The organism is Mycobacterium sp. 94-17, from assembly GCF_035617725.1.
Taxonomy (GTDB): domain Bacteria; phylum Actinomycetota; class Actinomycetes; order Mycobacteriales; family Mycobacteriaceae; genus Mycobacterium.
In genome coordinates, this window is the sequence record NZ_JAPIYN010000029.1 from 35,875 (window position 1) to 59,026 (window position 23,152).

The following is a 23,152-nucleotide window of genomic DNA, read 5'->3' on the forward strand; positions in this document are numbered from 1 at the left end:
TCTCGCTTATCGCCGCCCCTGCAGGGCTTGGTGTAAGTCCCAGGCCGTCTTCATTGCCTCGCGGGCGCGGCGACGGTCGCCCGCGTAGTCATAGGCGCGGGCCAGCCGGTACCAGCGCCGCCAATCGTCGGGGTCGTTTTCCACTTCGGTGCGCACGGTGGCGAACAGTTCGTCGGCCGCGTCGCGCTCGATGCGGCCCGACGGCCGGCGCGGCAGCGCGCGGGTATCGAGTTCCATTCCGTCGGCGGCGATCAGCCGCGCCAGCCTCTGATGCGCGAATCCGGCGCGCAGGGTGGCGATCATCGCCCACAGGCCGATCACCGGCAGGATCAACACCGCGAGCCCGAGGCCGACGGCGGCGGCCCGGCCGGAGCCGATCATCGCGACGGCCACGCGCCCCAACAGCACGCAGTACACCAACAGTGCGACGCACATGAAGGCGACGAGCAGTTGGGTGCGTAACGCTTTGGTCATTGCAGAGTCGAGGTTCATTGCAGATCGAGGTTCATTGCAGATCGAGGTTCATTGCAGATCGAGCAGGGCCTCGAGACCCACCGTGAGGCCTCGGTGTTCCCTGACCCGCCGCACGGCCAGCAGCACGCCGGGCACGAACGAGGTCCGGTCGATGCTGTCGTGCCGGATGGTCAGCGTCTCCCCCTCGGTGCCGAACAGGATCTCCTGATGAGCGACCAGGCCGGCCAGCCGCACCGAGTGCACGGGGATGCCGTCGACGTCGGCGCCGCGCGCGCCCGGCAGGCTGGTGCTGGTGGCATCGGGGTTGGGCGGCAAGCCTTTTCGTGACTCGGCGATGAGCTTCGCGGTGCGGGTCGCGGTGCCCGACGGGGCGTCGGCCTTGTGCGGGTGATGCAGCTCGATCACCTCGACGGAATCGAAGAATGGGGCGGCCTGCTTGGCGAAGTGCATCGACAGCACCGCCCCGATCGCGAAGTTCGGCGCGATAAGCACCGACGTGCCGGGGCTGTTGGCGAGCCAGTCCCGCACCTGCCGCAGCCGCTCGGCGGTGAAGCCCGTGGTTCCGACGACGGCGTGAATTCCGTTGTCGATGAGGAACTTCAGGTTGTCCATCACCACGTCGGGGTGAGTGAAGTCGATGACGACCTCGGTGTCGCCCTCGGTCAGCAGGCTCATCGGGTCGCCGGCGTCCACTTCGGCCGACAGGCTCAGATCCTCGGCGGCCCGCACGCCCGCCACCATCGCCGCACCGACCTTGCCCTTGGCTCCCAGCACTCCTACCCGCATGGTGTTCACCCTAGACGGGGGCGACGGACGGGCTTCCGATCGGCTTTATCCACAGTTGGGTTTTCATGCACAGGTGCCGCTTCGCCTGTGGCGTTTGCGCCAGTGCCCCCATACGATTCGAACATGCATTCGATCGAGCTCCCGGACGACGTGTCCGCCGCCCTGGACGCGCAGGACGCGGCCGACGCGGCGATCCGCGGCCTGAACTTCGATGCGCTGAGCCCCGCCGTCCGGCTGCGCGTGCTCGAACGAATGGAGGCCTCGCGCCGGCGACAGATCGCGGCGAGCCATGACGTCCTCGCCGGACTGGCGGCAGAGGATCCCGCCGACATCGGGGGCCCAGCGCACAAGGTGGTCGCCGACTGGCTGCGGATCAGCTACGCCGAGGCGTGCCGTCGGATTCGCGACGCCAAAGAGCTGTCCCCACGCCTGACCCTTACCGGCCAGCAATTGGCGCCGCAGTTGCCGACCACCGCCGTGGCGTGGCGCGACGGCGCGCTCGACGGCCAGCACCTGCGGGTGATCCAGACGTTCGTCCGGGATCTCCCCGACGCCGTACCCCCCGCCACGGTGGAAAGCGCCGAGCGATTCCTGGCCGAGCAGGCGCGGACGCTGCGCCCGGACCAGCTGCAGAAGCTCGCGCACCAGTGCGCGCTGCGGATCAACCCCGACGGAAAATTCTCGGACACCGACCGCGCGCGCCAGCGCGGCTTCGCCTGGTGCGGCCAGCGGCCCGACGGCATGAGCGTCGCGAAGCTGGTGGCCTCACCCGAGCTGCGGGCCAACGTCGACGCGTGGCTGTCCCGGTTCGCGGCCCCCGGCATGTGCAATCCCGACGACGAAACACCCTGCATCACAGATGAACCCGGCGATGATCGTGTCCGCGGCGATGTGCGCAGTCCCGCGCAGCGCCAGCACGACGCGCTCAACGCCCTGGTCCGCGGTCAGCTGGGCGACCCGAAGCTCGGCCGGCACAACGGATTACCGGTCACCGTGATCGTGTCGACGACGCTGCAGGAACTTACGTCGGGCGCGGGGCGCGCGGTGACCGGTGGGGGCACGCTGCTGCCGATGCGCGACGTGATCCGGATGGCCCGCCACGCCTACCACTATCTCGCCGTCTTCGACGAACACAGCGGCCGCCCACTGTATCTGGGGCGTTCGCGCCGCGTCGCCACGCCGGATCAGCGCATCGTGTTGTATGCGCACGACCGTGGCTGCACCCACCCCGGCTGCGACGCGCCCGGCTATTGGTGCGAGGTGCATCACCTCGACGGGTGGGGCGCCGGCGGCGCGACCGGCGCCGACAACCTCACCTTCACCTGCGTGCCACACCACAAGCTGGCCGAAAAAGGTTGGCGAACAAGGAAAACACCCGATGGCCGCACCGAGTGGATACCACCCCCGCAACTAGACCGCGGCGCGCGCACCAACGATTTTCACCATCCGGAACGCCTCTTGGACGACGACGAGGCGCCGTGACCGGCTTATGTCTTGAAGCGCCCGGCGAACCCGCGCAGCGGCAGGTCGGCGCTGGTGATGAGTCCCGGCGGCGCCGCGACCACCGATTTGATCGAGGCCAGCGCGGGCATGCCGGTGACCGTCATGCCGATGGACGCGAAGTTGTCCGGGTTGGACAGGTCGACGCCGGGTTTGGGGAAGATCATGTGTTTGTTGTAGATGCAGGGGTCGCCCTGAATCTGAGTGATGTAGCAGCCCTTGATGTTCCAGCTGGGATCGGTGTGCGGAGTCATCTGCCATTCCAGATGCGTCTCCACGCGCGGCACGCCGTCGACCATTCCCTGGTACTTGATGTAGTTGCCGCCGAGCGAGCCCTTGGGCAGCGTGTACCACCCCAGGTCGACGTCCTTGGTGCAGGCGCCCAGCTCGTAGCTGAAGGTGACCTCGTCGAGGCGCAGGTCGAAGCAGTCGGCCATCATGTACACGCTGTCGGCGAACACGCGGGTGTACTTCTCGAGCTTCAACGGGATTTCGGGGTCGTCGACCGGCTGGCCGTAGCCCACCTCGATCCAGGTGTCCTTGGAGTGGTGGCACGACACGTCGACCGATTCGATGGTGGTGACGTTCTCGATGTCGGCGACGTCGGCCGAGCACACCACGCCCAGGATCTGGTTGAGTCCCGGGTTCATCCCGGTGCCGTAGAACGTCGCGCCTCCCTTTTCGCACGCCTCGGCCAACAGCCGGCTGACCGGCTTGCCCGACGGGTGGGGGTGGTTCTTGTCGCGGTGCCACCCGGTGATCCAGTCGGCGGTGGTGACGATGTTGATGCCCGCCTCGAGCACCTTGACGTAGAGGTCCTCGTCGGGAAACACCCCGTGGAACGTCAGCACGTCCGGCTTGGCGGCGATAATCTCCTCGACCGTCCCGGTGAACGCCAACCCGTTGGGCGCCAGCCCGGCGAACACCCCGGTGTCCTTGCCGATCTTCTCCGGCGAATAGCAGTGCACGCCAACGAGTTCAATGTCGGGCTGGGTCGCGATCCGTTTGATCATCTCCGTGCCGACGTTGCCGCTTCCGACCTGGAAGACGCGAACGGGGGCTGCACTCATTGCCGTGATCCTTCCTGCGATGCGAACACATCGGGATAGAACTGCTTGGCCCACTGACGAATTGCCGTGAAGCCTTCGTACTCGTCGGCGGCCAGGGCCGGTGGATCCGAATAGCGTTGGTGTCGCCAGATCTCGATGTCCTGCTCGAACTGGCGGATGACTTCGCGCCCGAACTCGTCCGCCTTGGCGGCGGCGCGGGCGGTGTCCTTGTGCGGCGTCCGGCCGATGTAGACCATGAAGCGCACGTCGGAGGTGAACTCGTCGACCGGCGTGATCGCCGAGATGGTGCGGTTGTCGATCATGCCCCAGCTCTTGGTCACCGCGATGCCCAGACCGCCGTTGATGGCCTGCACGCCGCTCTTGACGTCTTCGATCGACTGGTTGTCAGCGCCTTCGAAGGTGATGGTGAAGTCGACGTAGGACACCGGCTCGGCGAAGTCGTGGCGGGTGAACACCGGCACGATCGGGGTGTTGTGCACGTATTTGAAGTGCGCGAAGTCAACCCCGTTCTCCAGCACGTATTGCGGGTGCATTTCCAGGGTTTCGCGATAGAGGCGCTGCTGCGGGTAGTAGTCGTCCGCGCTGCTGCCGTCCGTGAAGGCGGCGAACACGTCCGGGGCGTCGAAGTAGGGTTCGCGACAGTCCAGGTCGTGCCAGATGTACACCGACGCGTTGCGCTCGACCACCGGGTAGGTGCGAATGCGGCGGCCGCGATTAGGCCGATCCTGGTACGGGATGCAGACGTTGCGGCCTTCCCGGCTCCACTGCCATCCGTGGAAGGGGCACTGCAGCACCTCGCCGACGACCTTGCCGCCGTAGCCCAGGTGCGCGCCCAAATGCTCGCAGTAGGCGTTCATCACCGTGAGCTCGCCGGATTCCGCGCGCCAGGCGACCATCTCCTGGCCGAAATACTTCATCGTGCGCACGTCGCCAACGCCGATTTCGTCGGACCAGGCGACCTGGAACCAGCCGGTCGGTTTCATCGACAACGGTGGCTTAGCCATCGAGTCCTGCCATGTGAGCCACCCTCCTTCGGGTACGAATGATAGGCCGCGCCACGACAAAATCAAAGCACCCTCTATGAAACTCTGCGACCGACCCGGCGCGGGTGGCTAAGATCGGCCAATGACCCGTCACAACAGCGCGGCAGGCGTCGCGGGCCGGCGCCCGAATCGGCGGGGTCATGCGACTCGCGAAAGCATGCTCGAGGCGGCCCTGCGCTCGCTGGCCTCCGGCGAGCCGGGCTCGGTCTCGGCCAACCGCATCGCCAAGGACATCGGCGCCACCTGGGGAGCGGTGCAGTACCAGTTCGGCGACACCGACGGCTTCTGGGCCGCGGTGCTGCACCGCACCGCCGAACGGCGCGCCGCGACGTTCTCCACCCTGTCGGCCCCGGTCTCGCCGGATGCGCCGCTGCGTGAGCGGGTCGGCGCCATCATCGAAACCCTCTACCATGGCCTGGCATCCGCGGATTCGCGCGCGATCGAAAACCTGCGGGCCGCGCTGCCGCGGGATCCCGGCGAGCTCGAGCGGCTCTACCCGCGCACGGCCGCGGAGCTGTTCTCCTGGGGCAAAAGCTGGCTGGAGACCTGCCAGCACTCGTTCGCGGGTCTGGCGGTGGACCCGGATCGGGTCCGCGAGGTCGCGGCGCTGATCCCCGGCGCGATGCGCGGCCTGGTGTCGGAGCGTCAGCTGGGTTCCTACGCAGACCTGGACATGGCGCGCCGCGGTCTGACCAACGCGTTGGCCGCCTATCTCGAGCAACCCCGGCCGTGACGGCAGGCGTCACCATTCGCGAGGCCACGCCGAGCGATTTCGATGCCGTGGCCGCGATGCACTATTCGGTGTGGCGGCAATCCTGGTCCGGCGTGCTGCCGACGGAGGTCCTCGACACGCTCACGTCACCGCAGCGCTGGGCCATGCTGCTCTACCCCCGGAACCTGCGCCGCCCGGGATGGCGGATGTGGATCGCCGAGGCCGGCGGGCAGCCGTGCGGCATGACGATCTTCGGGCCGGACCCCGACGACCCGGAGCGAATCCAACTCGATGCGCTCTACATCGTTCAGGCCAGCCAGCGACATGGCATCGGCCGTCTGCTGCTCGCACACGTTCTGGACTCCGACCCGCGCGGTGACGTCGCCCTGTGGTGCGCGCAGGCCAACGGCGTCGCCCGGCGCTTCTACGAGAAGAACGACTTTCACCTCGACGGGCGCACCCTGGAGTGGGAGCCGGTACCCGGCCTCAAGGTACCCCACCTGGGCTACCGCCTCAGGCGTCGATGACCACCCGCCCGCCATCGGCACGCGAGACACACACCAGCATCCCATCGTCTCCCGGCGCGGTGCGGCCGCGGTGATCCACTTGTCCGCCAAGCACTTTGACCCGGCACGTCCCGCAGAATCCCTGCCGGCACGAGTACGGGGTGGTTAGGTCGCGATCCAGCATGACCTCGAGCGCGGTCCGATTCGCCGGAACCGCGAGCACCTGCCCCGATCGTGCGAGCTCCAACTCGAACGGCACCCCATCGACGACGGGCGCCGGACTGAATCGCTCGTAATGCAGTGGCGCACTGGCGTGTTCGTTGCGGGCGATGCGCACAGCCTCCAGCATCGCGCTCGGGCCGCAGACGTAGACGGCGGTCGCCGGCCCCGCGCCGTCGAGCAGCTCCGCCACGGTCGCGAACCGGTCGTGTTCGTCGTCGGCCCACACCGTCACCCGGTCCGGCCCCAGCGACACGACCTCGTCGAGCAGCGGCATGTATTCGCGGCTGCGACCGGCATAGATTGCACGCCAATCGATTCCGCGCTGCGCGGCGACCCGGATCATCGGCAGGATGGGCGTCACCCCGATACCGCCGATCACGAACAGCACCTGCCGCTCGGAGGTGCCGAGGTAGAACGCATTGCGCGGGCCTTCGAATGACAGCGTGTCGCCCACGTCGAATGCTTCGTGCATCTCGATGGATCCGCCTCCGCCGTCGGCGATCCGGCGGATGGCGATGCGGTAGTCGGTGCGCCGCCCGGGCGCGCCGCACAGCGAATACTGGCGGCGCCGGCCCGACGGCAACACGATGTCGATGTGGCCGCCGGGCGTCCAGGACGGAAGCAGGCCGCCGTCGGGGTCCGCCAGGGTCAACGCGACCACGTCCGGCGCGACGAGCTCGCGCTTGGTCACCACCGCGGTCAGCTGGCGCTGCACCGGCCGCACCCTGGACGGCGACCAGCGCGAGATGGAGGCGAAGCCCTCGAATACCCCCCGCACGCCCCACAGCACGGACCCGAAGCGGTCGTGGTCGCGCCGCCCGTAGAGGTCGGGAGGCCTGCTGGCCCAAACGCTCTCCGGCATCCCAGTCCCCTACTTCTGCCGAATGTCCATGCGCGCGAACCGCCGAACCATTCTCGGGCTGATGCGCCGCAACGCATAGCCGATCCGCGACTCCGCGGCGATCGGCAACACGGCCGGAGCTGTCTTGACGGACTTGACGATCGCCTTGGCGGTCGCTTCGGGGGTGAAGTTGCGGCGCCGGTAGGCGGCATCGGCCTTGGCCCGCGCCCGCTCCTGCTGATCCGCGCTCATCCCGGCGTAGATCGTGCTCTTCGCGATGTTGGTGTTGACGAATCCAGGGCACACCGCCGTGACGCTGATTCCCTCGTCGGCGAAGTCGGCCCGCAATGACTCGCTGAGCGCCAGCACCGCTGCCTTGGTGGTGCTGTAGGCGACCATGGATTTCGACGGCAGGTAGGCCGCCGCCGACGCCACGTTAATGATCGTTCCGCCCTCGCCGCGCTCGACCATCTGCGCCCCGAACGCTCTGCTGCCCGAGATGACACCGCGGACGTTGACGCCCAGGATGTCTTCCCAGTTTGCCGAGCTGGTCTCCAGGAATCGGCCCGCCATCCCGATGCCGGCGTTGTTGACCAGGATGTCAACCACGCCGTGCTCGCTAAGCACCTGCGCCGCAAGATCGTTGACGGCGGCCTCGTCCCTGACATCGACCTGGTATACCGCGGCCTCGGCACACGCGGCGCGCACGGCGTCCGCGGTTTCCTTGGCGCCGGCCACATCTCGATCGACGAGCACGACCTTGCGGGCGCCGTGGCGGGCCAGCTCCGCCGCCGTGGCCCGGCCGATTCCGGCGCCGGCGCCGGTGACCAGCGCGAGTTTGCCGCGCACCTCGCGCCGCTCGCCGCGCACCTCGGCCGACCCGGCCGCTGGCGCGCCGTCGACATTGCGATCGACCCATTCGGTGGTCAGCCGCCCGACCACGTCCGGACGCGACGTCACCACCCAGTGCCCGCCCTCGATCTCGATCACCCTGCCGCCGGCAGGAATCGCACCGGTGAACCGCTGCAGCGCGGGCGTGACGAAGATGTCGCGGCGCGGCACCACGGTTTGGACCGGCACCGTGGTCTCGGGCAGCCGGCCTCCCGGCGCCAGCATGGGCGCCGGCATGTTCTGCCGATACAGGTTGAGCCCGTGCACATAGTCGGTGACCGAGCGGGCGGTGTCGTGGCGCTGGCTGCGCGTGCTGGAGCGACCGATACGCTCAAGAGTCTCAACGACTTTCACGCCGATCCTGGAGCGAAACGACACTTCCGGCACGCCCGGGCACAAGAAGAAGCCGATGTAGCCCGACGAGATCAGTTGCCGGATCACCTGGGCCGCGGCCCGCGGCGTGCGTGCCGACCGCAGGAATGCGCCCGCATAGTTCAGGTGCGGGCCCGAGATCGAGGTGAAGGACGCGACCTTGCCCATCACCGAGTCGTCGGTGACGGCCGCCCAGGCCTGAATCGACCCCCAGTCATGGGCCAGCAGGTGCACCCGCCCCACGCCCAGGCTGTCGATCACCACACCGATGTCGGCGACCAGCTGCGCGAACTGATACCCGGATCTGTTTGTAGGACAAGAGGATTCACCGGCTCCGCGCACGTCATAGGCCACCAGGTTGTAGGGCTTGCCCGACAGCTCGCCGGCCACACCGTCCCAGACATGGTGGTTGTCCGGAAAGCCGTGAATTGCCAGGATGGTTGGCCGCGCCGGGTCGATGTCGGTGTAGCGGTGCACGGCCAGCGTGACGCCGTCGCTCGCGCTCAGGGTCGCAGTGACGGTCGAAGCGGGGGTCGAAGTGACGGTCATCAGTGCGAGGCGCGCGCGGCGGGTGAGATGGCCAGGTAGTCGACGGCTTGTTCCAGCCCGCCGAGCTGCGAGGGGTGAAAGCCCGGGCGGTAGTAGTTGCCGATCGCCCGGACGAAGCGCAGCGGCCCGGGCACCAAACCGCGGCGCGCCGCGGCGAAGTAATAGCGCCACCGCGGCCTGGTGCGCGGCGGGAGCTGGGGATCCAGCGAGTACATGAACCGCACGCCGCGGATCCACAGCAGCAGCATGACCGGCGACACGACGAGCTGGGCGCGCACCCGCCGCCAGTAACCGGCCTGCAGGTGCTTCATGGTGTCGAACGCGACCGCCTTGTGCTCGACCTCCTCGGCGCCGTGCCAGCGCAGCATGTCCAGCATCACGGGATCGGTGCCGATCTTGTCGTGGGCCGGCGAGTCGAGAATCCACTCCCCCAGGATGGCGGTGTAGTGCTCGATGGCGGCGACGAGCGAGACCTGCTCGAGCAGCCAGTTCTGCCGGCGGCGCCGGCTCCAGTCGGGCCGGGGCCCCAGCAGCTTGTCGAACAGCCACCTGACCTGGTCGGTGTAGGGGGTCAGGTCGATATCGCGCGCGGCGAAGTGGGCGAGCACGCCCGCGTGCGCCTGCGAATGCACCGCCTCCTGGCCGATGAAGCCCTGGACGTCGAGGCGCAGCTGGTCGTCTTTGATCAACGGCAGCGTCTGCTTGAACACCTCGACGAAGAACTCTTCCCCCGCCGGAAGCAGCAGGTGCAGCACGTTGAGGACATGGGTGGCAAACGGCTCGCCCGGCACGTAATGGAACGGCAGCTGCGTCCAGTCGAAGTCCACGTCGCGGGCCTCGAGCACCAGTCGCTCATGGTCGAGCGAGGCGTCATGTGGACCCACTGCCTGATTGTCGACGGTCAGCATTCATGCCCCCTGCCTCGGCGTTGAGCGCCCTGAGGGACGCGCGTCCCAAGTATAGGTAGCCGAGCGGATATGCGAAACCGCCGGTACCGGGTTCTTTTCCGCCGGCGCTCAGCCGGCCGCGACGCTGGGTCGCAGGTCGTCTTGGGCGGGATCGGGGTGCGCCGGCATGCGGCGGTGTTCGCCGGGCGTGAGAGGCCACACCTCGGGCACGCCGTCCTTGTTGAGGTACCAGCTGTTGCAGCCGGTGGTCCACGCGGTGTCCGGCATCGCGGCGCGCAGCTTGGCGTTGAAGCGCTCGGCCGCGGCGGCCGTGGGTTCGACCGTGCCGAATTCGCGCCGGCGCCAGCGCTCGATCCACCCGACGATGTGGCCGGCCTGCGATTCGGCCACTGTCGTCAGAGCCAGGTTTCCCACCGGGCTGTGCGGGCCCAGCATCATGAAAAAGTTCGGAAAGCCGGACAGCGCAACGGTTTGGTAGGCCCGCGACGTGACGCGCCCGCACGTCGACGCCGTGGTCCAGCGTGCCGAGTGAAAAACGTTGCCGCCGAAGGCATCCAAGCCCGGGATGGAAGGGAGTCGCGGGTGGCGCAGCACGCCGGTGGCCGAAGCGGATCCGGTCGCGCAACGCGTAGGGGTCGGCGCCGTCGCGGAAATAGGCCTGGACCTCGCCGCCGGGTGAGAACAGGTGCGACCAGTCGGGATTCCTGGCGATGCTGTACTGGTAGATGCGCGAGGGGATGTCGCAGACCAGACCCGGCTAGGTGTTGTCGCGCTGGTTCCGCCCACCTCGTCGGCCTTCTCGTAGATGGTCACACCGGTTATACCGCTGCGCAGCAGAGCAATTGCGAGGCACAGCCCGGACATTCCGGCTCCGATGACTGCTACCGCGGGATCGCGTCGCGTCATGGGGACACTCCGGTGGTTCGCCGGCTACTCGGTCTCGGCGCGCTGCTTGAGCCGCTGCAGGGTGAGGCGGATGTGCTCGGCGTTGGCGGCCGCCCGATCGCTCACGCCGGTGGCCTTGCCCGCGACCTTGCGGAACCACCCGGGCCGGCGGTCCCAGGTGCTCTCGGTGACCTCACATCCGCCGCCGGCCGCGACGATGTCGTATTGCCAGCGGGCGACCGGCAAGCCGGTGTAGCGCACGTCGAACGCGAAACGATGGCCCGGTTCCGCGTCGGTGACCGTGCACTTGGTGCTCCAGCGCCGGCTGCCGTTCTGGTTGTGGCCGGCGAACACCGCGCCGGGGCGCGCCGCGTCGCCCTTGCGCCACTGCATCGCCACCGCCTCCTCGGCCAGCCCGGCCAGCGTGGGCAGGTCGGTGATGAGCCGGTAAACCAGGTCGGGCCGGGCATCGATCTGCACGCTGGCCTGCACGCACGGGTCGGTCATTCGGCGATCATAGCCAGCAAACACCCAGCTTTTGCGCCCCTGACGAACTTTCTTCACACTTGAATGTGAACCGGCAACCGAGGGGCGATCATGCGAGTCGGCATACCGACCGAGACCAAGACCAACGAGTTTCGGGTGGCCATAACCCCGGCCGGCGTCGCCGAACTGACCCGCCGCGGCCACGACGTGCTCGTGCAGACCGGCGCCGGGGAAGGGTCGGCGATCAGCGACGCCGAGTTCAAGGCGGCGGGTGCCCAACTGGCCGACACGGCCGAACAGATCTGGGCGGTGGCGGACCTGCTGCTCAAGGTCAAAGAACCGGTGCCGGCCGAATATGATCTGTTGCGGCGCAACCAGATCCTGTTCACCTATCTGCACCTTGCCGCCTCGCGTTCGTGCACCGAGGCGCTGCTGGCATCCCGAACGACGTCGATCGCCTACGAGACCGTGCAGAGCGCCGACGGCGCCCTGCCGTTGCTCGCGCCCATGAGCGAGGTCGCCGGCCGGCTGTCCGCTCAGGTGGGGGCCTACCACCTGATGCGCACCCACGGCGGGCGCGGGGTGCTGATGGGCGGCGTGCCCGGCGTCAAGCCCGCCGACGTCGTGGTGGTGGGTGCGGGGACCGCGGGCTACAACGCGGCGCGGGTCGCCGACGGCATGGGGGCGTCGGTCACGGTGCTCGACGTCAACATCAACAAGCTCCGGCTGCTCGACGCGGAGTTCGGCGGCCAGGTACGCACCCGCTACTCGTCGGCCTACGACCTGGAGGGCACCGTCAAGCGCGCCGACCTGGTGATCGGCGCCGTGCTGCTGCCCGGCGCGAAGGCCCCGAACCTGATCTCGAATTCCCTTGTCTCACAGATGAAACCGGGTGCGGTGCTGGTGGACATCTCGATCGACCAGGGCGGCTGCTTCGAGGACTCCAGGCCGACCACGCACGACGACCCCACCTTCACGGTGCACGAGACGGTGTTCTACTGCGTGGCGAACATGCCCAGCGCGGTGCCCAAGACGTCCACGGTCGCGCTGACCAACGCGACCATGCCCTACGCGCTCGTGCTGGCCGACCGCGGCTGGCAGGCAGCGTGCCGCTCGGATCATGCTCTGGCCAAAGGTCTTTCGACGCATGACGGCGCACTGCTGTCCGAACAGGTGGCCACCGACCTCGGCCTGCCGTTCACCGACCCCGTCGCCGTGCTGTGCTGAGGCGCGCTAACCGGTGGCCGCGAGACCGGCGATGATGTCGGCCGCCGGGCCTGCGCACGCGTGCTTGAACGACGTCCCGGCCCACAGGGCCATCCCGTTGGGATCCTCGACGGCCGCGGCCGCCTCCCGGATCGGCGAGGTCATCTGATTGACCTCGGGGTAGCCCAGCGGCGCAACGTGATCGAGCATGCGGGTGAAGTCGTTTTCCAGTCCGCGGGCGTAGCGGCCCGAGAACGCCCGCGTCACAACGGTGGTGGCGAACAGCGGGTTCTTCAGGGCGACGCGGTGCGCGGCGTTGGTGCCGGCCTCGTCGGCGAGCAGCAGCGCGGTGCCGACCTGGGCCGCCACCGCTCCCCTGCGCAGCGCGGCGCCGACCTCGTCGGCGGTGCCCAGCCCGCCCGCCGCGATGATCGGGACGTCATGGGCGTGGCGGATGCGGTCGATGAGCTGGTGCAGCGACTCGTTGGCCGGTTCCATGTCCGGTGCGAACGTGCCGCAGTGCCCGCCGGCGGCGGGCCCCTGCGCCACCAGACTGTCCGCGCCGGCGGCGATGGCCACTCCCGCCTCGTAGGCGGAGGTCACGGTGACCATCACCAGCAGGCCCAGCGCGCCCAGCCGCCGGATCACGTCGGGCGGCGGCACGCCGAAGGTGAAGGACACCAGCTCGGGCCGCATGTCGGCCACCACCTCGAGCTTCTGCTCCCACTCGTCGTCGTCGCCGTACTGCGGGTGACCGACCTCGACCTGGTAATGCTCGGCGATTTCCTCGAGCTCGGCCGCGTAGTAGTGCAGGGCCACCCAGTCGGCGACGCTGGGCTGGGGCACGAACAGATTCACCCCGAGCGGGCCGGTGGTGGCCTTGCGCGCGGTGGCGATGTCGTCGGCGAACCGCTCGGCGCTGCGGTGGCCGCCGGGGACGAAACCGAGCCCACCCGCGTTGGACACCGCCGCGGCCAGCGCGGGAGTCCCGGGCCCGCCGGCCATGGGTGCGCCCACGATGGGCACCGCGATGTCCCAAAAGCCCAGTACCATCAGGCTAACTTACCATCGCCCGAAGTCGTTGGGGCAGTGACCGTTTGGTGGCATAGGGGCCCAAAACCGCAGCGCCGTAGCGCTGCCCCAGCAGCCGGTGGGCCACCGCGTTGACCTCGTCGACGGTCACCTGATCGATCTGTCGCAGGGTGTGTTCGATGCTGTGGTGTTTGCCGTAATTCAACTCGCTGCGACCCAGCCGGCTCATCCGCGAGCCGGAGTCCTCCAGCCCGAGCACCAGACCGCCGCGCAACGATCCCTTGGCGATGCGGCATTCCGACTCGCTGATGCCGTCGCGCGCCACCGCGTCGAGCACGTCGCTGGTCACCGCCATCACCTCGGTGAAACGTTCGGGCTGGCAGGCGGCATACACCGACAGCGCGCCGCTGTCGGCGAAGACGTCCACCGTCGAGTACACCGAGTAGGCCAGCCCGCGCAGCTCCCGAACCTGTTGGAACAACCGCGAACTCAGGCCGCCGCCCAGCGCGGTGTTGAGCACCGACAGCGCCCAGCGGTGCTGCCAGCCGCGACCGGGCGTGCGGACGCCCAGCGACACATGGGCCTGCTCGGCATCCCGGTTGCCCAGCAGCAGAGCGGGGCGGCCGGTGACCCGTCCGGCACCCTTGCGCGGCGCGATGGGTTCGCGCCCGCGGACCAGGTGCGGCCCGAAGTGCTCACGCACCAACGCGACCACGCGGTCGTGGTCGACGTTGCCGGCCACCGCCACCACCATGCGTTCCGGCGTGTAGCGCCGAACGTGGAACGAGTGCAGCTGGTGACGTGTCATCGACGCCACCGACCGCGCCGTCCCGATGACGGGGCGACCCACCGGATGATCACCGAAGAGCGCGCTCAGGAACATGTCGCCCAGCGCGTCCTCGGGGTCGTCGTCGCGCATCGCGATCTCTTCGAGGACCACGTCGCGCTCCAGCTCGACGTCGTTGGCCGCGCAGCATCCGTTGAGCACCACGTCTGCGACCAGGTCGACGGCCAGCGCCAGATCGCTGTCGAGCACGTGCGCGTAGTAGCAGGTGTGTTCCTTGGCGGTGAACGCGTTCAGCTCTCCCCCGACGGCGTCCATCGACTGCGCGATGTCCACCGCGGTGCGGCCGGGGGTCGACTTGAACAGCAGATGCTCGAGGAAGTGCGCGGCGCCGGCCACGGTGGCACCCTCGTCGCGCGAGCCGACCCCGACCCAGACCCCGACCGAGGCGGACCGCACCGACGGCAGGTATTCGGTGACCACCCGCAGGCCGCCCGGCAGCGTGGTGCGCCGCAGCGCGGCCTCGGGTGCCGAGTCCGCTTCGGCGGCCTTGCCCCGGCGCAGGGCGCCGGTCCGGCCGGGACGCGTCCCGGCCGGCGGGTCAGCTGCTCGCCGTTGCGGCATCGGCAGGGGCGGCGGCCGGAGCATCGACCGGAGCCGAGTTGTCTTCCTCCACCAAAACCAACGAAATCTTGCCGCGCTTGTCGATGTCGGCGATCTCGACGCGCAGCTTGTCGCCGACGTTCACCACGTCCTCGACCTTGGCGATCCGCTTGCCCTTACCGAGCTTGGAGATGTGCACCAGGCCGTCACGGCCGGGCAGCAGCGACACGAACGCGCCGAAATCCGTTGTCTTGACCACGGTTCCGAGGAACCGCTCGCCGACCGTCGGCAGCTGCGGGTTCGCGATCGCGTTGATCCGGTCGATCGCGGCCTGCGCGGACGGACCGTCGGTGGCGCCGACGAACACGGTGCCGTCGTCCTCGATGGAGATCTGCGCGCCGGTCTCCTCGGTGATCCCGTTGATCACCTTGCCCTTGGGCCCGATGACCTCGCCGATCTTGTCCACCGGAACCTTGATGGTGGTGACCCGCGGCGCGTACGGGCTCATCTCGTCGGGCGCGTCGATCGCCTCGGCCATGACCTCCAGGATGGTCAGCCGCGCATCCTTGGCCTGCCCCAGCGCCGCCGCCAGCACCTGCGACGGAATGCCGTCGAGCTTGGTGTCCAGCTGTAGCGCGGTGACGAAGTCCTTGGTGCCTGCGCACTTGAAGTCCATGTCGCCGAACGCGTCCTCGGCGCCCAGGATGTCGGTCAGCGTGACGTAACGAGTCTCGCCGTCGACCTCATCGGACACCAGACCCATTGCGATGCCGGCGACCGGAGCTTTCAGCGGCACACCGGCATTCAGCAGCGACAGGGTGGAGGCACAGACGGAGCCCATCGATGTCGAGCCGTTGGAGCCCAGCGCCTCGGACACCTGACGGATGGCGTACGGGAAATCCTCGATGCCGGGCAGCACCGGAATCAGGGCGCGCTCGGCCAGCGCGCCGTGCCCGATCTCACGCCGCTTGGGCGAGCCCACCCGGCCGGTCTCGCCGGTGGAGAACGGCGGGAAGTTGTAGTGGTGCATATAGCGTTTCGTGGTCTCCGGTCCCAGCGAGTCGATCTGCTGGGACATCTTGACCATGTCGAGCGTCGTCACACCCAGGATCTGGGTCTCGCCGCGCTGGAACAGCGCGCTGCCGTGCGCCCGCGGCACCACGGCGACCTCGGCCGACAACGCGCGGATGTCGGTGATGCCGCGTCCGTCGATACGGAAGTGGTCGGTCAAAATGCGTTGCCGCACCAGCTTTTTGGTCAGTGACCGGTACGCGGCGCTGACCTCTTTCTCGCGGCCCTCGTAGGTCCCGGAGTCTCCGGTGAGCCGCGCCAGCACTTCCGCTTTCAGCTCGTCGGTGCGGGCGTCGCGCTCGGCCTTGCCGCCGATGGTCAGCGCCTTCGCCAGCTCGTCGGTGGCCACCGAGGCCACCGAGTAGTAGACGTCGTCGCCGTAGTCGGGGAACGTCGGGAATTCACCGGTCGGCTTCGCGGCCTTGTCGGCGAGTTCCTGCTGCGCGGTGCACAGCGCCGAGATGAACGGCTTGGCGGCCTCGAGTCCCTCGGCCACAACGGTTTCCGTCGGCGCCTGGGCGCCGCCCTCGACGAGCTCGATGACCTTGTCGGTGGCCTCGGCCTCGACCATCATGATCGCGACATCGGAACCGTTGGGGCTATCCACCTTGCGGCCGGCCACCACCATGTCGAACACGGCCCGCTCGAGCTGTTCGACGGTCGGGAACGCCACCCAGGTGCCGTCGATCAGCGCTACCCGCACGCCCCCGATGGGGCCGGAGAACGGCAGACCGCTCAGCTGGGTGGAGGCCGACGCGGCGTTGATCGCGAGCACGTCGTACAGGTCGTTGGGGTCCAGGCTCAGGATGGTCACCACGACCTGGATTTCGTTGCGTAGCCCGGAGACGAACGACGGCCGCAGCGGCCGGTCGATGAGCCGGCAGGTCAGGATCGCGTCGGTGGAGGGGCGACCCTCGCGACGGAAGAACGAACCGGGGATGCGACCGGCGGCATACATCCGCTCCTCGACATCGACGGTCAGCGGGAAGAAGTCGAAGTGCTCCTTGGGGCTCTTGCTGGCGGTGGTCGCCGACAACAGCATGTTCTCGTCGTCGAGGTACGCGACGACGGCGCCGGCGGCCTGCTGGGCCAGGCGGCCGGTCTCGAAACGAATGGTGCGGGTGCCCAAGCTCCCGTTGTCGATGGTGGCGGTCGCCTCGAACACGCCCTCTTCAATTTCAGCGACAGACATAGACGTCCGTACGGCCTCTCTTGTATTCAGCTGTTTCGCGTGGCCACGCGCGAACCGCAGGCCTGACGGCCGCGGGTCACCCGCGGGAGGCGCTGAGTCTGAATACGGCTACGGCCATCGATCGAAGCGGCCGACCTGCCCCAGATCCGGAGAGCCCGGCAGCCACTACCGAAGACCGTCCGATGCAGACTGGCTGCTCCCTCGAACGTGCGTAGTGACACGCTGGAACGGCACACGCGGATCTGCGTGACCGCACCATTTGCTCGGGCCGAACCGGCCCAGAACGTCCTCACTCTACACGGGCCGGCTCGGCCCGCCATATTGCCCGAAAAATCTGCACGGGCCCCGGGGCGGAGCGTCAGCGACGCAGGCCCAACCGCTCGACCAGCGAACGGTACCGCTCGACGTCGATCTGAGCGACGTACTTAAGCAGCCGGCGCCGCCGTCCCACCAGCAGCAGCAGCCCGCGCCGCGAGTGGTGGTCGTGCTTGTGCACCTTCAGGTGCTCGGTCAGGTCGGCGATCCGCTTGGTCAGCAGGGCGACCTGCGCCTCCGGGGAACCGGTGTCGGTGCCATGCAGGCCGTAGTTGCCCAGGATTTCTTTTTTCTGCTCGGCTGTCAGCGCCACGAACTATCTCCATCAATCGGTCCGCGAATGGTGAATGTGCGACGGCGCGGCCACCGCGAACCGCAGCACGCGCCGATGTCGTCCGGCAGTTTAGCAGCGACGGGGCGGCGAACTCGAATCGTCGCCGGGCCACTACTCGGTCAGCAGGGTGCGCGCCTTGTCGGTGTCCTTGCCCATCGCGACGACGAGTTCCTTGGCCGAGTCGAACTTGCGCTGACCGCGGATGCGGGCGACGAAATCCAGGGCGACATGCTGGCCATAGAGATCGGCGGTGGTGTCCAGCACGAACGCCTCGACGGTGCGGGTGCGCCCGGAGAAGGTCGGGTTGGTCCCGACGGACACCGCCGCCTGGTAGCGCTCACCGGGCACGACGGTGCCGGTCACCGGTCCGTGGCCCAGGACCGTGAACCAGGCGGCGTACACGCCGTCGGCGGGGATCGCCGAGTACATCGGGGGCGCCACGTTCGCGGTGGGATAGCCGAGTTCGGCGCCGCGCCCGTGCCCGCGCACGACGACACCCTCGACGCGGTGCGGGCGGCCCAGCGCCTCGGTGGCCGCCACCACGTCGCCGGCGTCCACGCAGGACCGGATGTAGGTGGACGAGAACGTCACCGTCTCGTTGCTGTGATGCTCGGACAGCAGCGACATCGACTCGACCGAGAACCCGAACCGCTCACCCGCCTTGCGCAGGGTGTCGACGGTGCCTGCCGCCTTCTTGCCGAAGGTGAAGTTCTCCCCCACCACGACCTCGACGACGTGCAGGTTCTCCACCAGCAACTCGTGGACGTAGCGCTCCGGTGTGAGCTTCATGAAGTCGGTGGTGAACGGCATCACCAGGAAGACGTCGATGCCGAGCTCTTCGGCCAGTTCGGCGCGCCGGGTCAACGTGGTCAACTGCGCGGGATGGCTGCCCGGGTAGACCACCTCCATCGGGTGCGGGTCGAACGTCATCAACACCGTCGGGACGTTGCGGGCCCGCGCCGCCTTCACCGCATGCGCGATCAGCTCCGCGTGGCCGCGGTGCACCCCATCGAACACGCCGATGGTGAGCACACACCTGCCCCAGTCCGTGGGAATCTCGTCTTGGCCGCGCCACCGCTGCACGCCCGCAAGCCTACGGCGCCGAGTGGTCCGCCGGGAGATACACCGGCGCGGCGTCGGGGAACGCACCGGATCAGGCGTGGGTTGCCTAAACTTCTCGATGTGAAGGCTGACGAAGAGCGTGGCGGTATCACCGCCGTCGGCCAGGATTACCTCAAGGTCATCTGGAACGCCCAGGAGTGGTCACCCAAAGACGCACCGCACAAGGTCAGCACCAAGATGCTCGCCGAGAAGATCGGGGTGTCGGCCAGCACCGCCTCCGAATCGATCCGCAAGCTTGCCGAGCAGGGCCTCGTCGACCACGAGAAGTACGGCGCGGTGACGCTGACCGAGGCGGGCCGCCGGGCGGCGCTGGAGATGGTGCGCCGCCACCGGCTGTTGGAGACCTTCCTGGTCAACGAGCTCGGCTACGCCTGGGACGAGGTGCACGACGAGGCCGAGGTGCTCGAGCACGCGGTGTCCGACCGGCTGGTGGCCCGCATCGACGCCAAGCTGGGGTTCCCGCAGCGCGACCCGCACGGTGACCCGATTCCCGCTTCGGACGGGCAGGTGCCCACCCCGCCGGCCCGCCAGCTGTGGGCGTGCGACGACGGGGACACCGGGACGGTGGCGCGCATCTCCGACGCCGACCCCGAGATGCTGCGCTACTTCACCGACGTCGGCATCAATCTCGACTCCCGGCTGCGGGTCCTGACCCGGCGCGAATTCGCCGGCATGATCTCGGTCGCGATCGCCTCCGGCGACGGCGCCGAGACGACGGTCGACCTGGGCAGTCCCGCCGCCCGCGCCATTTGGGTGATCGCCTGACCGCTCAGGTCTTTCGCCGAGCGTGCATTCACGGCGAGATTTTCGGGGGCAGATTTTTTCGCCCTGAGTGCACGCTCGGCGCAACAGCAGGGCGTTACCCCGACAGCAGACCCTTGGCGATGTGGGTGACCTGGACCTCGTTGCTGCCCGCGTAGATCATCAGCGACTTGGCGTCGCGGGCCAGCTGCTCCACCCGGTACTCGGCCATATATCCGTTGCCGCCGAACAGTTGGACGGCCTCCATCGCCACGTCGGTGGCCGCCTCCGACGAGTACAGCTTGATCGCCGAGGCCTCGGCCAGTGTCAGCGGCTTGCCGGCCTGCTGGCGCTCGATGGTGTGAAAGACCATGTTCTGCACATTCATTCGGGCGATCTCCATCTTGGCCAGCTTGAGCTGGATCAGCTGGAACTGCCCGATGTTCTTGCCCCACAATGTGCGGGTCTTGGCGTAATCCACGCACAGCCGGTGGCATTCGTTGATGATGCCCAGCGCCATCATCGCGATGCCGATCCGTTCGGCCGAGAAATTGGCGCGCGCGCTGTCGCGGCCGTCGCCGTCGGTGTGCTGTTCGCTCTCGCCGAGCAGCCGGTCCGGGCTCAGCCGCACGTTGTCGAAGAACAGCTCACCCGTCGGCGAGGACATCATGCCCATCTTCTTGAACGGCTTGCCCTGCGTGAGGCCCGGCATGCCGGCGTCGAGCACGAAGACCAGAACCGGCCGGCTGCGCTTGTCCTGACCCGCGTCACCCTCATCGAGTTTGGCGTACACGACCAGCACGTCGGCGCACGGCCCGTTGGTGATGAACGTCTTCTGCCCGTTGAGGATGTAATCCTCGCCGTCGCGCCTGACGAAAGTTTTCATGCCGCCGAACGCATCCGAGCCCGAGTCCGGCTCCGTGATGGCCCACGCCGCAATCTTTTCCAGCGTCATCAGCTCGGGCAGCCAGCGTTCCTTCTGCGCCAGCGTCCCGCGGCTCATGATGGTCGCCGCGCCCAGGCCCAGGCTCACCGACGCGGTGCTGAGCAACCCGATGCTGACCCGGGCGATTTCGGAGACCAGCACCGCGATCATCGACCCCTGCGCTGCGCCGCCGAAACCGCCTGAGGCATCGTGATTTTCGTCGGTGTCCTCGGCGGGGGCGCCGTCGAGTCCGGCCCGCTCGCGGTCCAGCATCTTCTTGACCGCCTCGGCGGCCATGGTGTCGAGGCCGAACTGGCTGAACAGCTTGCGCGCGATCGGATACGGCGACATCTCGCCGGTCTCCAGTGCGTCCACATGCGGGCGGATCTCTTTGTCCACGAACTGCCGAACGGCGTCCGCGACCATCAGGTCGGTGTCGGACCACTCGATCATGGCGCCCTTAACGCTCGGCGCGCCGATAGGCGGTAACCACGGCCGCCCCGCCCAGTCCGATGTTGTGTTGCAGCGCGGCGCTGACGTTTTCGACCTGACGCTGATCGGCCGTCCCGCGCAGCTGCCAGGTCAGCTCCGCGCACTGCGCCAGCCCGGTCGCGCCCAGCGGGTGCCCCTTGGAGATCAGGCCGCCGGACGGGTTGACCACCCAGCGCCCACCATAGGTGGTGTCGTTGTTGTCGATCAGCTTCGGCGCCTCACCCGGACCGCACAGACCGAGGGCTTCGTAGAGCAACAGCTCGTTGGCCGAGAAGCAGTCGTGCAGCTCGATCACCTGGAAGTCCTGCGGACCGAGCCCCGATTGGCCGTAGACCTGTTGTGCGGCTTGAACATTCATGTCGTAGCCGATGAGGTTCTTCGCGCTTCCGTCGAACGTCGACGCGAAGTCGGTGGTCATGGCCTGCCCGACGATCTCCACCGCCTGGCCGGCGAGGTCGTGGCTGTCGACGAAGCCTTCCGAGGCCAAGATGGCCGCACCCGATCCGTCCGAGGTGGGCGAACACTGCAGCTTGGTCAGCGGGTCGGAAATCATCCGTGCCGCCAGGATGTCGTCGAGCGTGTAGGACTCCTGGAACTGGGCGAACGGGTTGTTGACCGAGTGCTTGTGGTTCTTGTAGCCGACCTTGGCGAAATGCTCTGCGGTGCTGCCGTATTGCCTCATGTGCTCACGCCCGGCGGCGCCGAACATCCACGGCGCGACGGGCATCGCGAACTCGTCGATGTCGGCCATCGCCTTGACGTGCCTGCCCATCGGCGATTCGCGGTCCTGCGCACCACCGCCGAGCGAGCCGGGCTGCATCTTCTCGAAGCCGAGCGCGATCGCGCAGTCGACGATGCCGCCGCGGATGGCCTGGGCCGCCAGGAACAGGGCCGTCGAGCCCGTCGAGCAGTTGTTGTTGACGTTGACCACCGGGATGCCGGTCATGCCCAGCTCGTAGAGGGCCCGCTGGCCCGACGTCGAATCGCCGGCGACGTAGCCGACGTAGCCCTGCTGGACCTCGCGGTAGTCGATGCCGGCGTCCGCGAGCGCGTTGGTTCCCGATTCCCTGGCCATATCGGGATAGTCCCAGCCCTCACGGCGCCCGGGCTTCTCGAACTTGGTCATGCCAACGCCGACGACGTAAACCTTATTGGACATACTCGGGCCTTCCGGAGATGTGGGCGAGTTGACACCTGTCTAGTCGGGAGCTTAGCCGTGCGGGCTCGGTCGCTGGAAACCCTGCCGGTCAAGCCGGGTCGACGAAGACCGGCTTCTCCCCCGACATTCCGGCCACCACGGCGGCGAGCTGGTTGGGCTTGCCAATCAGCCCGGCTTGCAGCTCGGATTCGCGCTCGAGCGCGGCAGCGGCGTCATTGCTGACCCAGGTTTCGTCGTAGAGACGCTTGGCGGCACGGACGGCATCGGGAGATCTCCGCGCGATCTCGCCCGCGAGTGCCAGCGCCGAGGCCAGCGGATCATCACTGGTTCGAGTGACCAGTCCGAGCGCCAAAGCCTCGCTGCCAGGCACAATGCGGCCGCTGAAGGTCAACTCCTTCGCAACGTCGACGCGTACCAGTCGCGGGAGTGACTGCGTGATGCCCATGTCGGGAACCAGTCCCCACTTGACCTCCATGATGGACAGCTTCGCGTCCGGTGCGGCGATCCGGATGTCGGCGCCCAGCGCGATCTGCAGCCCGCCGCCGAAGCAATTTCCGTGAATCGCGGCGATGACCGGCGCCGGAACCAGGGACCAGTCGTAGGCCACCCGCTGCGCGAAGTTGGCCGGTCGGTCGGCGTCGCGTTCCAACAGGACGCCCGTGCCGCCCTGTCCGGACATGAAGCTCGCAATGTCCAGGCCCGAGCAGAAGCTCTTCCCCTCGCCGTGCAGCACGACTGCACGAACCGAATTGTTCTCTGCCAGTTGCGCTGCGGCATTCATCAGGCCCTCGAACATGGCTTGGTCAAGCGCATTGTGCTTGTCGCTGCGCACCATCGTCACCGTAGCTATGCCACCGGCCGCGACAGCCAACCGAACTCTGTCTTCGCTCACGCGTGGGAACTTACCGCGCCAGCGTCGCCGGGCGGGATC

The 23,152-nt window shown here is 68.1% G+C and carries 22 protein-coding genes and 1 pseudogene; 5 read left to right on the forward strand and 18 right to left on the reverse strand.

Features of this window, described 5'->3' with window-relative positions:
* Positions 1–6: 6 nt before the first annotated feature.
* Together OQ789_RS24045 and dapB are read right to left on the reverse strand one after the other, a co-directional pair.
* The gene (locus OQ789_RS24045; protein WP_324688718.1) at positions 7–474 is read right to left on the reverse strand and encodes a hypothetical protein; all 468 of its coding nucleotides are present in this window, start codon (positions 472–474) and stop codon (positions 7–9) included.
* Between the two features lie 48 nt (positions 475–522).
* Positions 523–1,260 (reverse strand): 4-hydroxy-tetrahydrodipicolinate reductase, encoded by a 738-nt coding sequence (gene dapB, locus OQ789_RS24050; RefSeq protein WP_324688690.1) that lies wholly within the window; start codon positions 1,258–1,260, stop codon positions 523–525.
* A 123-nt stretch (positions 1,261–1,383) separates the two neighbouring features.
* Here dapB and OQ789_RS24055 point away from each other — a divergent pair, with 123 nt between their 5' ends.
* Positions 1,384–2,742 carry an HNH endonuclease signature motif containing protein gene (locus tag OQ789_RS24055; RefSeq protein ID WP_324688691.1) on the forward strand — a complete coding sequence of 453 codons (1,359 nt, stop codon included), beginning with the start codon at positions 1,384–1,386 and terminating at the stop codon, positions 2,740–2,742.
* Between the two features lie 5 nt (positions 2,743–2,747).
* On the opposite strand, the gene OQ789_RS24060 is transcribed toward OQ789_RS24055, so the two are convergent.
* Together OQ789_RS24060 and OQ789_RS24065 are read right to left on the reverse strand one after the other, a co-directional pair.
* A complete protein-coding gene (locus OQ789_RS24060) occupies positions 2,748–3,830 on the reverse strand; it encodes a dihydrodipicolinate reductase (protein ID WP_324688692.1) in 1,083 nt (360 codons plus the stop codon).
* Positions 3,827–4,834: a Rieske 2Fe-2S domain-containing protein gene (locus tag OQ789_RS24065; protein WP_324688693.1), complete on the reverse strand. Its 1,008-nt coding sequence runs from the start codon at positions 4,832–4,834 to the stop codon at positions 3,827–3,829. The genes OQ789_RS24060 and OQ789_RS24065 overlap by 4 nt, the downstream gene beginning before the upstream one ends.
* Before the next feature lie 121 nt (positions 4,835–4,955).
* On the opposite strand from OQ789_RS24065, the gene OQ789_RS24070 reads away from it, so the two are divergent.
* Both OQ789_RS24070 and OQ789_RS24075 read left to right on the forward strand, forming a co-directional pair.
* Positions 4,956–5,606, forward strand: coding sequence for a TetR/AcrR family transcriptional regulator (locus tag OQ789_RS24070; protein ID WP_324688694.1), 651 nt, complete (start codon positions 4,956–4,958; stop codon positions 5,604–5,606).
* 56 nt (positions 5,607–5,662) lie between these two features.
* On the forward strand, positions 5,663–6,112 hold the full coding sequence (locus tag OQ789_RS24075) for a GNAT family N-acetyltransferase (protein ID WP_324688719.1): 450 nt from the start codon (positions 5,663–5,665) through the stop codon (positions 6,110–6,112).
* Here the strand turns inward: OQ789_RS24075 and OQ789_RS24080 are convergent.
* From OQ789_RS24080 to OQ789_RS24100, 6 genes and pseudogenes are all read right to left on the reverse strand, one after another.
* Positions 6,099–7,175 (reverse strand): PDR/VanB family oxidoreductase, encoded by a 1,077-nt coding sequence (locus OQ789_RS24080; RefSeq protein ID WP_324688695.1) that lies wholly within the window; start codon positions 7,173–7,175, stop codon positions 6,099–6,101. The two genes, OQ789_RS24075 and OQ789_RS24080, sit on opposite strands and share 14 nt — an antisense overlap.
* A gap of 9 nt (positions 7,176–7,184) precedes the next feature.
* Positions 7,185–8,966 (reverse strand): SDR family oxidoreductase, encoded by a 1,782-nt coding sequence (locus tag OQ789_RS24085; RefSeq protein WP_324688696.1) that lies wholly within the window; start codon positions 8,964–8,966, stop codon positions 7,185–7,187.
* Positions 8,966–9,874, reverse strand: a complete 909-nt coding sequence (locus OQ789_RS24090) for a metal-dependent hydrolase (RefSeq protein WP_324688697.1) — start codon at positions 9,872–9,874, stop codon at positions 8,966–8,968. The genes OQ789_RS24085 and OQ789_RS24090 overlap by 1 nt, the downstream gene beginning before the upstream one ends.
* A 108-nt stretch (positions 9,875–9,982) precedes the next feature.
* Complete coding sequence (locus OQ789_RS26065) at positions 9,983–10,432, reverse strand: hypothetical protein (protein WP_420716194.1); 450 nt, start codon at positions 10,430–10,432, stop codon at positions 9,983–9,985.
* Positions 10,433–10,612: 180 nt separating this feature from the next.
* Positions 10,613–10,780: pseudogene (locus tag OQ789_RS26070) on the reverse strand (FAD-dependent oxidoreductase); the annotation flags it as partial.
* Positions 10,781–10,804: 24 nt separating this feature from the next.
* The gene (locus tag OQ789_RS24100; protein WP_324688698.1) at positions 10,805–11,266 is read right to left on the reverse strand and encodes an SRPBCC family protein; all 462 of its coding nucleotides are present in this window, start codon (positions 11,264–11,266) and stop codon (positions 10,805–10,807) included.
* Between the two features lie 90 nt (positions 11,267–11,356).
* On the opposite strand from OQ789_RS24100, the gene ald reads away from it, so the two are divergent.
* On the forward strand, positions 11,357–12,472 hold the full coding sequence (gene ald / locus OQ789_RS24105) for an alanine dehydrogenase (protein ID WP_324688699.1): 1,116 nt from the start codon (positions 11,357–11,359) through the stop codon (positions 12,470–12,472).
* Positions 12,473–12,478: 6 nt separating this feature from the next.
* Here the strand turns inward: ald and OQ789_RS24110 are convergent, their stop codons facing one another.
* The 5 genes from OQ789_RS24110 to OQ789_RS24130 form a co-directional block, all read right to left on the reverse strand.
* Positions 12,479–13,504 (reverse strand): nitronate monooxygenase, encoded by a 1,026-nt coding sequence (locus tag OQ789_RS24110; RefSeq protein WP_324688700.1) that lies wholly within the window; start codon positions 13,502–13,504, stop codon positions 12,479–12,481.
* Positions 13,505–13,508: 4 nt separating this feature from the next.
* Positions 13,509–14,891, reverse strand: coding sequence for a pitrilysin family protein (locus tag OQ789_RS24115; RefSeq protein ID WP_324688720.1), 1,383 nt, complete (start codon positions 14,889–14,891; stop codon positions 13,509–13,511).
* Positions 14,869–17,133, reverse strand: a complete 2,265-nt coding sequence (locus OQ789_RS24120) for a polyribonucleotide nucleotidyltransferase (protein ID WP_324688701.1) — start codon at positions 17,131–17,133, stop codon at positions 14,869–14,871. The genes OQ789_RS24115 and OQ789_RS24120 overlap by 23 nt, the downstream gene beginning before the upstream one ends.
* Positions 17,134–17,491: 358 nt before the next feature.
* The gene (gene rpsO / locus OQ789_RS24125) at positions 17,492–17,761 is read right to left on the reverse strand and encodes a 30S ribosomal protein S15 (protein WP_007775081.1); all 270 of its coding nucleotides are present in this window, start codon (positions 17,759–17,761) and stop codon (positions 17,492–17,494) included.
* Positions 17,762–17,893: 132 nt separating this feature from the next.
* Positions 17,894–18,865: a bifunctional riboflavin kinase/FAD synthetase gene (locus OQ789_RS24130; protein ID WP_324688702.1), complete on the reverse strand. Its 972-nt coding sequence runs from the start codon at positions 18,863–18,865 to the stop codon at positions 17,894–17,896.
* 99 nt (positions 18,866–18,964) lie between these two features.
* Here OQ789_RS24130 and mntR point away from each other — a divergent pair, with 99 nt between their 5' ends.
* Positions 18,965–19,669 carry a manganese-binding transcriptional regulator MntR gene (mntR, locus tag OQ789_RS24135; protein ID WP_324688703.1) on the forward strand — a complete coding sequence of 235 codons (705 nt, stop codon included), beginning with the start codon at positions 18,965–18,967 and terminating at the stop codon, positions 19,667–19,669.
* Between the two features lie 94 nt (positions 19,670–19,763).
* On the opposite strand, the gene OQ789_RS24140 is transcribed toward mntR, so the two are convergent.
* From OQ789_RS24140 to OQ789_RS24150, 3 genes are all read right to left on the reverse strand, one after another.
* Entirely contained in the window at positions 19,764–21,023 is a 1,260-nt protein-coding gene (locus OQ789_RS24140; protein WP_324688704.1) for an acyl-CoA dehydrogenase family protein, read from the reverse strand.
* 7 nt (positions 21,024–21,030) lie between these two features.
* Positions 21,031–22,221, reverse strand: coding sequence for a lipid-transfer protein (locus OQ789_RS24145; RefSeq protein ID WP_324688705.1), 1,191 nt, complete (start codon positions 22,219–22,221; stop codon positions 21,031–21,033).
* Positions 22,222–22,309: 88 nt separating this feature from the next.
* Positions 22,310–23,113: a crotonase/enoyl-CoA hydratase family protein gene (locus OQ789_RS24150; protein WP_324688706.1), complete on the reverse strand. Its 804-nt coding sequence runs from the start codon at positions 23,111–23,113 to the stop codon at positions 22,310–22,312.
* Between the last annotated feature and the right edge of the window lie 39 nt (positions 23,114–23,152).

Bases quoted from the DNA above. Each gene is read 5' to 3' on its own strand.
- OQ789_RS24045 (WP_324688718.1), bottom strand. From the start codon at position 474: ATGACCAAAGCGTTACGCACCCAACTGCTCGTCGCCTTCATGTGCGTC.
- dapB (WP_324688690.1), bottom strand. From the start codon at position 1,260: ATGCGGGTAGGAGTGCTGGGAGCCAAGGGCAAGGTCGGTGCGGCGATG.
- OQ789_RS24055 (WP_324688691.1), top strand. From the start codon at position 1,384: ATGCATTCGATCGAGCTCCCGGACGACGTGTCCGCCGCCCTGGACGCG.
- OQ789_RS24060 (WP_324688692.1), bottom strand. From the start codon at position 3,830: ATGAGTGCAGCCCCCGTTCGCGTCTTCCAGGTCGGAAGCGGCAACGTC.
- OQ789_RS24065 (WP_324688693.1), bottom strand. From the start codon at position 4,834: ATGGCTAAGCCACCGTTGTCGATGAAACCGACCGGCTGGTTCCAGGTC.
- OQ789_RS24070 (WP_324688694.1), top strand. From the start codon at position 4,956: ATGACCCGTCACAACAGCGCGGCAGGCGTCGCGGGCCGGCGCCCGAAT.
- OQ789_RS24075 (WP_324688719.1), top strand. From the start codon at position 5,663: ATGCACTATTCGGTGTGGCGGCAATCCTGGTCCGGCGTGCTGCCGACG.
- OQ789_RS24080 (WP_324688695.1), bottom strand. From the start codon at position 7,175: ATGCCGGAGAGCGTTTGGGCCAGCAGGCCTCCCGACCTCTACGGGCGG.
- OQ789_RS24085 (WP_324688696.1), bottom strand. From the start codon at position 8,966: ATGACCGTCACTTCGACCCCCGCTTCGACCGTCACTGCGACCCTGAGC.
- OQ789_RS24090 (WP_324688697.1), bottom strand. From the start codon at position 9,874: ATGCTGACCGTCGACAATCAGGCAGTGGGTCCACATGACGCCTCGCTC.
- OQ789_RS24100 (WP_324688698.1), bottom strand. From the start codon at position 11,266: ATGACCGACCCGTGCGTGCAGGCCAGCGTGCAGATCGATGCCCGGCCC.
- ald (WP_324688699.1), top strand. From the start codon at position 11,357: ATGCGAGTCGGCATACCGACCGAGACCAAGACCAACGAGTTTCGGGTG.
- OQ789_RS24110 (WP_324688700.1), bottom strand. From the start codon at position 13,504: ATGGTACTGGGCTTTTGGGACATCGCGGTGCCCATCGTGGGCGCACCC.
- OQ789_RS24115 (WP_324688720.1), bottom strand. From the start codon at position 14,891: ATGCCGCAACGGCGAGCAGCTGACCCGCCGGCCGGGACGCGTCCCGGC.
- OQ789_RS24120 (WP_324688701.1), bottom strand. From the start codon at position 17,133: ATGTCTGTCGCTGAAATTGAAGAGGGCGTGTTCGAGGCGACCGCCACC.
- OQ789_RS24140 (WP_324688704.1), bottom strand. From the start codon at position 21,023: ATGATCGAGTGGTCCGACACCGACCTGATGGTCGCGGACGCCGTTCGG.
- OQ789_RS24145 (WP_324688705.1), bottom strand. From the start codon at position 22,221: ATGTCCAATAAGGTTTACGTCGTCGGCGTTGGCATGACCAAGTTCGAG.